Origin of the sequence: Sodaliphilus sp. (assembly GCF_045598405.1) — a bacterium.
In the GTDB taxonomy this organism is placed as follows: domain Bacteria; phylum Bacteroidota; class Bacteroidia; order Bacteroidales; family Muribaculaceae; genus Sodaliphilus; species Sodaliphilus limicaballi.
Window position 1 is genome coordinate 1 of sequence record NZ_JAZLLZ010000071.1, and the last position, 6,257, is coordinate 6,257.

Sequence of the window (6,257 nt, forward strand, 5' to 3'; positions counted from 1 at the left end):
ACCCTGCCCTGCCTTCGCTTGCGCTCAGTTAGGACAGGGTTATGTGCAGAACTGCGTTCTGCGTGTCGGCTTTCAGCCTCTCTTTGCCTTATGCTTTGTGCGAGAGAAAGATTTTAATAAGGTCTGAGCGGGGACTCTGCAAAATTCTATTGCTGAATAGTTACGTGGCAAAAACCAGATAGCGGGGACGGTTCTTTTTATCTAATGTTTACCAGTTCTACTCGTAAAATACGTAAAAATACGAGTAGAATAATGTCTCAATTTAAAACAAATTTACCCGAATCGTGCTGTGAGTGTTGCACGATTCGGGTAATTATCTTTGGACCTATATTGCGGTTATTCACTGAGCATTTCTTCAAAGGCGCCTGCTGCGGCTGCTATGTAGAAGAACGTACCCATCTTGCTGTGGTCGGGATTATCAAACACGTCCTTAACATGTTCGGAAATGAATCCCCATATCAGCGACATGTGGTCCTTAACCTCATAAGGGGTAGTGAACACCATTTTCTTGCTGGGGTCACGCGGCAGGTTTTTCTGCACCTCAAGCATGTTGCAGTAGGGCACCACGAGGTCACCGTCCAGGTGCATGAACAGCAGCGGGTGGTGAGGTGTCCAGCCCTTGGTGAGGTCGTTGTATTCCATTGCTCGCAAGAGGCACTTGTACTCGTTGCTCTCGGTGTTGAACACATTCATCGTGCGCAGGGTGTTAGTTGCCGAGTCTAATACTTCAGCCTGCTTGATGAAATTGTTACTCATGATTTGTGCAACCTTGACTGTACCTGCTTGAGTTGTGACTTTGTTAAGCTCTTCGGTAGTGACACGTTTTGAGTCGAGCATGTTAACAATGCCGGTACCCAGGAACTCGGGGGTGAAGTAATCGTCCAGTTCCACGGTGCGCATGCAGTCGTTGTCGTAGGCTTGCTTGGCAGCCTGCACGATGAGGGGAAGCACGCAGGGGTAAGCCATTTTGTTGTATTTCTCATCGTCCATGTTGGACCAGTCCACATACTGCTTGACAGTTGCCTTGGGAGAGTAGGGGCCGTCGCCGCAATAGACATTGCGCAGGTTGATGCGCTTGAGGTCGCTGTCGCTCACCTGTCCGCTCTCGAGGTAGCGCAGTGTTGACAGTGCCACACTGCCGCCCTGAGAGTAACCCATAAGGTCGGTGTAGAAATCGCTTGCAAATGACCAGCTGCCGCTTGCGCCCGAAATGCGCTTGTCATTGACAAGGTCGAGCGCGGCTATGTAGCCGTCAACGACATTGCGTGCAGTGACACCTTGCACCAAATAGGGGTGCTGCTTGTAGTCAGAGATGCCGTAGCCGCAATAGTCGGGGCACACAACAAGGGCATAGTCGGAGCAGAACATCTGGATGTCGCCGTCAAGCGGCCTCTTGCCTGTGGGAGCCTCAATAGACGTGGTCACAGTGGGGTGACACCCCAAAATGCCGTAGTCGAATGTATAGCCAAAGACGGCGTTCCATGCGCCCTTTACTAAGTCAATTATTGCAAAACCGATTCCCCATATGATATTACCTACACCCAACTTAGCATTCAGGTTGAACTGGAAAGCGGTGGGGCGGTACATCATACTCGACACACGCATGGGGTTGTTCTCGCCATCAACGCTCATATAAGTATAGGGGATGGCAGAGCAATACGTGAGGATAGGAGCAGTGACAGCTTTGCGCTTCACACCTCGTTTGGCTTTCATTGCCGCTTGTGTAGTCACTGGCACCTCTTCCAGTTTAAGGTCATTAACTTCGACCTTCATCTCGGTGTCAACAGCCTTCTCGGCCATGAGGACCTTGCCCATCTGCTCAAAGTAGCGCTTTGCAACTGGGTCGGCAAGGAACTTTTGCAAGTCCACATTGATCTCGGTGCTATCGGCACTCACACTGGTGCCTGGGGGCAGCTCGCCATTGTAGTGGGCAAGAAACTCGCGGGTGAGTTTCTCCATCTGTTCCTCGCTGTTGCTTGCAGCCATTGCCTGGCTTGTCCACATGGCGAGGCATATTATTGCTAAAAATATCTTTTTCATAGTCGTTCAGTATTTACTTTTGAATATATTTTTGACCATCCTTGATGTAGATGACACCCTTCTCGGGGTTGAACACACGGCGTCCGCTCAGGTCGTAGATGCGAGAGTTCTTGCCGTCCACGTTGATGCCGTTGATGCTTGTGGGAACATCGTAGTCTATCACGTAGGGCAGAGCATCGGGAGCCACGTCCATGGGATCGATGTAAGCGCGGTTAGCCGGAAGCATTGCGCCTGCGCCTGGAACGTTGCTGCTTGAATAGGGATAGAAACCTACTGCCAGTTCGGCCTTGCCCAGAACATAGATATTGCCCAGGTCGCTCACGGGAGTATCTACTTCCACGCCCTTGAGCACGTTAGCCTGGTAAGCCTCGGTGTCGGTGCTGGGGTTGGTCACAATCTGCATGTTGAAAGTCTCGCCACGCTTGTACTTGATGACAACACCCTGGCCCTGGCTCACTACGTTATCCTTAACCAGGTTGAACACAAGTCCGTCGGCGCCCTGGCTCACGGTGTAAACCTCTGCCTCCACGTCAACAGCGTAGCTGTTCTCCTCGCTGTAGAATGACACATAACCCATGAGGTCTTCTCTTGTTGTCACGTCCTTATCGTCGGTAATGAGTTTTTCACTAGTCTTGCTGTCGATGAAGTGGAGTTTTTTCTCTGCATCGGGCATGAAAGCGACAGAGAATGCTGGCAAATTATAGTCGCCATTCACCTTCTTGAGGTAGCCATTGTCCAGGACATAGAGGTTGCCCATGCTGGGGTTGATCACCTCGTCCTTACCGCTAACATAGAAGAGGGTCGGTCCCAGGTCAGAGTACATGGCAGGCTGGAAATTAACATTAACCTGCTTAGTGTTAAACTGGTTAAAGGTACCCTTAACGAGGTTGTCGCCATGTTTCGACTTGATGAGGTAGCGCTGGTTAGTAAAGAAGTACTGTCCACGGTCAAGATCTTCTTTCTCCTTTGTGGTCAATGTCATCGCCTCGTCATCAACGTCCTTCTCAAATCCCCAGGCACTGTATTCATAGACCTCGGCGTCGGCACCGAAGTAATAGTTGCTCACGGCAAACGGCATGGTGATGCAGAAGAAATTGTCGGCCTTGTGCTCGTTGCGGAAGAAGGCATGGTCATAGTCACCGTTTCTAACTACCTCGGTAGAGGGAGTGTAGTCGTTGGCAGTCATTGAACTGCGGTTCTTGAATCCGCTCCAGGGCAGACAAGTAAAGTCCACCTTCTGGTAGGGAGTGTCGTAGAGGTTGGTGAGCACGGTGCGATTCAGGAATTCTTGGGGGAAGGCCTCGGGATCTGATTCATCCTTTGGGTCTTCCTTGAAGAACACGTTGAGCGACTTGATAGGTTTGAGATCGTCCACACTGGGATAAATAGCGTGTCTTTCAACTGTGAGCTTACCCAGAACCGTCATTTCCTGGATGTTGTTAACGCCATAGAAAGCATAACTCTTAAACGTTGCATCACCTTTTATATATATACTTTCAATGCCACATCCGACGAATCCATTTTTCTCAACGGTAATTCCTGCGGGCAGTTTTAACAGCTTGATGTTGTTATATACGTCAAAAGAGTTTGTCTTAACCACGTTCACATTGTCACCAAACTCAACAACTTCAAGCGTGCCCTGCCACTTGGGAAGCTGGCTCACATCAGTTACAGAACGGCCCAAATACAATGTACTTACCATAAAATCCCTGATAGAGTTACCCAGCATGATGGGCGACTCTGAATCGGCGATGTGCAGATTTGTAACCTCGGTGCTTTTTTCAAAGCATGTGTTGGGTATCCATGAGATGCCGGTACCTATGAACAGCGACTTGAGCTTGTTGCTGTGCTTGAACATATACTCGCCCAGCTGGGTCACATTGTTGTCGATGACGATGTCCTCAAAGTAGCTGTCATAGAAAGGAGATGCATTTTCTCCTATTTCATTGTAAGTAAGGGTGCGATTCAAGTACAGTTTCTTGAGGTTACCGCATGAGTCAAACGTGCGTGCTTCGAGATCGCCATCAACCTCCCAGTTACATAAAAGTTCACCCTCACCAGGCATGATAGAAAGGCTTGTCATTTCGTCGCAGTCATAGAATGCCTTATAACCAAGACACTTGACAGAGCCGGGCAGGATAACACTGGTAAGGCCGCAGTCGTCAAATGCACTCTGACCTATGTATTCAACTGTAACGCCAAAGTCAACTTTTGCAAGTTTGTCGCAGTCATAGAAACCTTCTTTCTCGATGGTATTGAGTGATGTGTTGCTGAAATCAACTTTCTCGAGTTTGTCGCAGTCGGCAAACGCGCGCTCCTTAATGGTAGTGAGGCGAGTGGCTTCTTCTAAGTACAGGACATTCAATTTATTGTTGGGGGTGGCGGCGATACCGCTAAACATCTTTGATGTCACATAGGTGGCATAGGGACCATATTTCACTTCGAGTAGCTCATCACTGATACCCCAGCCTGAACCAAGGACTGTAAACTCGGTGTACTTGCTTGCCTTGATGTCACGACCGATGTAAGCATGTGTAGCAGACGACATACCCTCACTGCAGTAGAATGTAACTTCACTGCCCAGGCTTTCTTCATCGCCAAATAAGTAATACGCCGTCACATGGTAGCAGCCGTTGAACAGCTGGTTCTCGCCATCCGACCCTCCGTTGCTGTTGCCCACGACGGTCACGCGAGGACCAAACTCAATATATTTCAGTTTGTCTCTGGTTTCAAATGGCTCATCTTCGTCTTTGTCCCATGAGAGGTTGCGACCTATATACACGTAGTAAATAGGACAGAACTCAAACAACTGTTCGTCAAAGAATGGGTAATCATTAAATCCCAAATCAAGTGTTGTGGTGCCATCGGCAAAGATAACATCCTCCAGTTTTGTACATTCTCTGAACGCGTCGTTGTGAATCTTATTTACGGTATTCGGAATTTCAACTCTTTCCATGTTTTTACCGCCGTTCATAGAGTTGACATCAGTCACAATATATTCCACGCCGTCCAACGTAACAGTGGGGGGCACCTTCACTGAAAGTAAGCTGGGACTCACGTCGATTACCGCTGCATGGCGCGAACTCTCAGATAACGAATAGTTTATACCATCAAAGCTGGCGCCGATAGTACCCATGGGTGCTACCTTAGCCGCCGTCGATGCGGCAACACTGTCGGTTGTCTCAACTGCCATTGCCACTTCGCGGTCGCCCAGCAGAGTGTTTTCCACGATGTTGGCACCCTCCACGAGGTTGCCGGCGAGGGTGTTGGCCCCCACGGCTTGGCAATCCCTGATGATTGCGGTGTGCTGGTTCCAACCTATGAGTCCGGCATTCTCTTCGGCTCCAGTGACTTGGCCGGTGAAAGAACTGCCAGTGAGAGTGGCGGTACCACGGCTGTTGCCCACTAAGCCGCCAGCCTTGATTGCACCGGTGGCATTGATAGTGGCATCACTGTTGCAATTCTCAATTGTGGGGCTCACTGCATGGGCGATGAGCGAGCCGGCATACTCGCCTGTAGTGGTGATACTACCAGTGAGGTTTACATTGCTGATAACGCTTCCATGCTGGGTGTTCTCAAACAAAGGAACTCCGTTGAGCGTCAGGGTGTGGCCCTGGCCGTCAAACTTGCCGCGGAAGTGGTATTCGCGGTCGCCCACACCAATACTGCGGGTAACAACAATGCCATCGGCAGTCACGCGCGCCGAGGCATAAGTGTCGCCCTTGTTAACTAAATCGCAAAATTCCTCATAGTCGGCAGTAGAGCCGATGAGGTAGATTCCGTCGCTGTCTCGCTCAAGGGCTTGGGCACTTAATGTAGTAAACACACCCGTGAGTGACAAAAGCAACAATTGCTTAATTGTTTTGTTCATCTGTTTTTTTTATTTGGCTTTTCAGTTTGCAAATTTACACATTATATATTTAGAATGCAAATAATTACATTGTTTTTCTTCGAAGCGGGGCTTTGCGGTCTTAAAGTTAAACAATGTTCAAGTTTTGGATATTGAAACTGGTAGAGTTCAAACTGTTTCAACATCCAAAACTTGAGTCAGTGTAATCATAGCGAAACTTGTTTTAATAACTCAACTTTAGCATATGGAACCATTTGAGTCTCACCAATTTGTTCCGATTAGCGTCCTGCTGGACGCATTTTTGCGGTTTACCTATACCCCCACCGCCACTACGTTCGGCGGTGGGGGTTATTTAGATATTGTCCTA

Annotated in this window: 2 protein-coding genes; both read right to left on the bottom strand. The window is 49.0% G+C overall.

What is annotated here, in order from left to right:
- Positions 1 to 336 precede the first annotated feature (336 nt).
- Positions 337 to 2,040, bottom strand: a complete 1,704-nt coding sequence (locus ACKI3C_RS06005; RefSeq protein WP_407403059.1) for a hypothetical protein — start codon at positions 2,038 to 2,040, stop codon at positions 337 to 339.
- Positions 2,041 to 2,053: 13 nt separating this feature from the next.
- Positions 2,054 to 5,911, bottom strand: a complete 3,858-nt coding sequence (locus ACKI3C_RS06010; RefSeq protein ID WP_407403061.1) for a leucine-rich repeat protein — start codon at positions 5,909 to 5,911, stop codon at positions 2,054 to 2,056.
- Between the last annotated feature and the right edge of the window lie 346 nt (positions 5,912 to 6,257).